4 protein-coding genes are annotated in these 3,978 nt (G+C 72.5%); 3 read left to right on the forward strand and 1 reads right to left on the reverse strand.

Annotated elements, in window-relative coordinates; translation table 11 throughout:
* A partial coding sequence (locus tag GPJ59_RS34375; RefSeq protein ID WP_219671920.1) for a helix-turn-helix domain-containing protein occupies positions 1–409 on the reverse strand: 409 nt, incomplete at its 3' end.
* A gap of 496 nt (positions 410–905) precedes the next feature.
* Between GPJ59_RS34375 and GPJ59_RS34380 the strand changes: the two genes are divergently transcribed.
* The 3 genes from GPJ59_RS34380 to GPJ59_RS34390 form a co-directional block, all read left to right on the forward strand.
* On the forward strand, positions 906–2,297 hold the full coding sequence (locus GPJ59_RS34380) for a KamA family radical SAM protein (RefSeq protein WP_219671922.1): 1,392 nt from the start codon (positions 906–908) through the stop codon (positions 2,295–2,297).
* Between the two features lie 57 nt (positions 2,298–2,354).
* A complete protein-coding gene (vioD, locus tag GPJ59_RS34385) occupies positions 2,355–3,479 on the forward strand; it encodes a capreomycidine synthase (RefSeq protein WP_308120645.1) in 1,125 nt (374 codons plus the stop codon).
* 38 nt (positions 3,480–3,517) lie between these two features.
* Positions 3,518–3,978, forward strand: a 461-nt coding sequence (locus tag GPJ59_RS34390) for an AMP-binding protein (RefSeq protein ID WP_308120646.1), incomplete at its 3' end; no start/stop codon positions are given.

A 3,978-nucleotide genomic window follows, 5' to 3' on the forward strand; every position in this document is an offset into this window, starting at 1 on the left:
CGGCCGGGCCGGCCGGTCCGGCCTGACCGGCCTGACCGGCCGCCGTGGCGGGTTCGCCCTGCGGGGGGCGGCGGCCGGCGGCCGGCTGGGCGGGTAACAGGCCGGCGTCGCCCGGCTGGCCCCGGGCAGGTCTGTCGCGTCCCTCCAGTGCGCTGCTGAGGCGGTGCCAGCGGCGGGTCCACGGCTCCGGGTCGCCGCCGCAGGCGGCCACGTAGGCGAGCGTCGCCTTCAGCGAGGGCTTGTGCAGTCCGCGTGCCGCCTCCGAGAGCGTGGCCACGGAGTAGTGGGCGCGTTTCGCCATGGTGCGGTACGAGGGGTTCCCGGCCTGTCTCCGCAGTCCGCGCAGTTCGTTGGCGAATTCCTCCAGCGGTCCGGCTGTGGGGTCCAAGGACCGCTCTGGCCTGGGCATGCTTCTCCCCTGGTGATGGATGGTGTCGAGCGAAGCGCATGTTCAGTCGTGCCGTACAACCTGGTCGGCGGTGCACGGGTCCGGCGCGACAACCGGTCACGAGGCCTCGGAGGCGGCGGGAAAGCGCCGCACCGGACCTCTCGGACATTGGTACATGCCACTGACAAATCGATCAATCGTCAGCCGATGATTCCGGCCACTTGCGGTGCCGGTTCGTCCGAATAAGGTTGCCCTAACCTCGTCCGCCAGGCCGCCCGTCCGGGCGCGTTTCCCGGACATTCCGATGTGCGTCGTACGAGCGTCGTACGGGCCCTGCCGTACAAGGCCGCCAACACCCCGTGCCCTGTACAACTATCCGCCTTCGGCGTCTGGTTGTACAGGGGCACCCCTGCCCGGCACCCCGTACAACCGGCCCTCGTGTACAACGTCGGCGCTCTGCAAGATCGGTTGCTGTCAGGCGATACGGCCGAAACCGACGGGAATGGGTGGCGGGTTGGTGGACACAGCACGCAGCCAGACGGAATCAGCGGCTCTCGAAGGCGTCTACGAGTACCGGAGCAGTCCGCTCGTGGAACCGGACTGGCGGCGCTTCCCCGGATGGCGTGAAGTCACCGAGGCCGAGTGGGCGGACCCGCAGTGGCAGCGCGCGCACTGCGTCAAGGACGCGAAAGGACTGCGCGCGGTCGTCGGCGACCTGCTCGACGAGGAGTTCTACGAGGACTGGGAGCAGGACCGGCTGCACCGCGCCACCATGTCGGTGCTGCTGCCGCCCCAGATGCTCAACACCATCGCCCCGGAGGCGGCTGCGGCCCGCCCGGGCGAGCTCACCAAGGCGTTCTACGACGACCCCGTGCGCCGCTACATGCTGCCGGTGTTCTCCGACCGGCACCCGGACTGGCCCTCGCACCCGATGGCCAGCCGGGACTCGCTGCACGAGCAGGACATGTGGGTGGTGGAGGGGCTGACCCACCGCTACCCCACCAAGGTGCTGGCGGAGCTGCTGTCGACCTGCCCCCAGTACTGCGGGCACTGCACCCGCATGGACCTGGTGGGCAACTCCACGCCCCAGGTCGCCAAGAACAAGCTGCAGCTCAAGCCGGTCGACCGGGCCGAGCGGATCCTGGAGCACCTGCGCTCCTCCCCCGGCATCCGGGACGTGGTGGTCTCCGGCGGCGACCTGGCCAACCTGCCCTGGCCGCGGCTGGAACGCTTCGTGGACAGCCTGCTGGACATCGAATCGATCCGCGACATCCGGCTCGCCAGCAAGGGCCTGGTCGGACTGCCCCAGCACTGGAACTCCGCGCCGGTGCTCCAGGGCGTGGAACGCATCGCCCGCAAGGCCCGCTCCCGCGGGGTGCGCGTCGCGCTGCACACCCACGCCAACGCCGCGCAGCAGGTGACACCCGGGGTGGCGCGGGCGGCCTGGGCCCTGCTGGGCGCCGGTCTGCACGACGTCCGCAACCAGGGCGTGCTGATGCGCGGGATCAACGACAGCGCGCACGACCTGCTCGACCTGTGCTTCGCGCTCGCCGACCAGGCCGGCATCACTCCGTACTACTTCTACATGTGCGACATGATCCCGAACGCCGAGCACTGGCGGGTGCCGCTGCACAGGGCGCAGCTGATCCAGCGTCAGATCATGGGCTACCTCCCGGGGTTCGCCACCCCGCGCATCGTGTGCGACGTACCGATGGCCGGCAAGCGGTGGGTGGACCAGGCCGACTCCTACGACCGCGAGCTCGGGGTGTCGCACTGGAGCAAGAGCTATCTCACCCCGCTGGAGGCGGCGGACCCGGACGCCCACAGCGGTTCGTACCACTACTACGACCCCATCGACACGCTCCCGCTCTCCGGGCAGCGCTGGTGGCGGGAAGCCCGTCAAGGGTAGAGAAGGGACAGTCGCACAGCCATGAGCAGTCTCCGTCCACGGCGTGAGGACCCTCCGGTGCTGGAGGAGTGGTACCGCCGGCACCTCGGCCCGGACATCCACGACATCAGCTCCAGCGGGGTCCACCCGTACACCTTCGCCGAGATACGCGACCTGTGCCGGATCCCGGCCGCGGACCTCGACGCCGTCGTCATGGACGACAGCGTCTCGCAGGGCGGGGCCGGCATCCGCCAGGCCGTCGCCGACCGGTACGCCGGCGGGGACGCCGACCGGGTGCTGGTCACCCACGGCTCCAGCGAGGCCATCGCGCTGACGCTGAGCGCCCTGCTCCACCCGGGCGACCGGGTGGTCGTCCAGGAGGGCATCTACCACTCACTGGGCCACTACCCGCGGGCGGCCGGCTGCGACGTCGTCGTGCTGCCCGCCCGGGCGGTACGCGACGGCGAGATCGACCCGGAGGTACTGGCCGACGTGGTCACCCCCGGCACCGCGGCCGTCATCGTCAACTTCCCGCACAACCCCACCGGCGTCACCCTCTCCCCGCAGGGCCTCAAGGCCCTCAAGGAGCGGACCGCGGTCACCAGCGCCGTGCTGGTCTGGGACGCCGCCACCGCCGAGATCGCCCACCGCTGGGAGGTGCTCGCCGACCCCGGGGCCGACGGCGGCGACACGGTGTCCTACGGCACCTTCTCCAAGACGTTCGGCCTGCCCGGCCTGCGGGTGGGCTGGGCCGTCGCGCCGAAGGAGCTGCTGACGGCCACCTTCCCGCTGCGCGACCGGACCACGCTGTTCCTCTCGCCGCTGGTCGAGCTGGTCGCCGAGCGGGCCATGCGGCACGCCGACGAGCTGATCGGCCGGCGGGCGGCCGAGGCCCGGCGCAACCTCGCGCACCTGACGGCATGGATGGCCGAGCACGAGGACCTGGTCCGCTGGACCCCGCCGGAGGGCGGCGTCTGCGCGCTGCCGGTCTTCCACGAGCTGGAGCGGGCGGCGGCCGGGCCGGAGGCGGTGGAGCGGTTCTGCCTGGAGCTGCTCGCCCGCCACCGCACCCTCCTGGTGCCGAGTACGGCCTTCGGCATGCCGCACGGCGCCCGGCTCGGGTTCGGCGGCCCGGAGGAGGACTTCCGGGCCGGCCTCACGGGGCTGTCGGCGTTCCTGCGGGAACGCGGGGCCGGGCGGTGAGCGCCGTGAACGGGCCCGACGCGCCCGACGGTTCTGACGTGGCCGACGTGGCCGACGTGGCCGACGTGGCCGACGTGGCCGACGTGGCCGACGTGGCCGACGTGGCCGACGTGGCCGACGGTTCTGACGTGCCCGACGTGCCCGACGTGCCCGACGTGCTCGACCTGTGGGACCGGTCGGTACGCGACCACGCCGCCCGGCCCGCGCTCGTGACCCCGCACCGGGTGCTGTCGTACCGGGACGCGGACCGGCTCACCGACGCCTGGGCCGCCTCCCTCGCGGGGCGCGGCGCCGGCCCGGGCGAGCTGGTAGGCCTGGCCTTCGGCGACCCCGCCCGCACCGTGCTCGGCATGCTCGCGGCCCTGAAGGCCGGAGCGGGGTTCACCGTCCTGGACGACCGGCTGCCGCCCGCCGCCCGCGCGGCGCTGGTGGACCGTACCGCGGCGGCCGTGTGGCTGGGCGACGGCGCTCACGCGCCCGAGCGGGCGTACGTACCGCC

This window comes from Streptomyces bambusae, from assembly GCF_019400985.1.
GTDB lineage: Bacteria > Actinomycetota > Actinomycetes > Streptomycetales > Streptomycetaceae > Streptomyces > Streptomyces bambusae_A.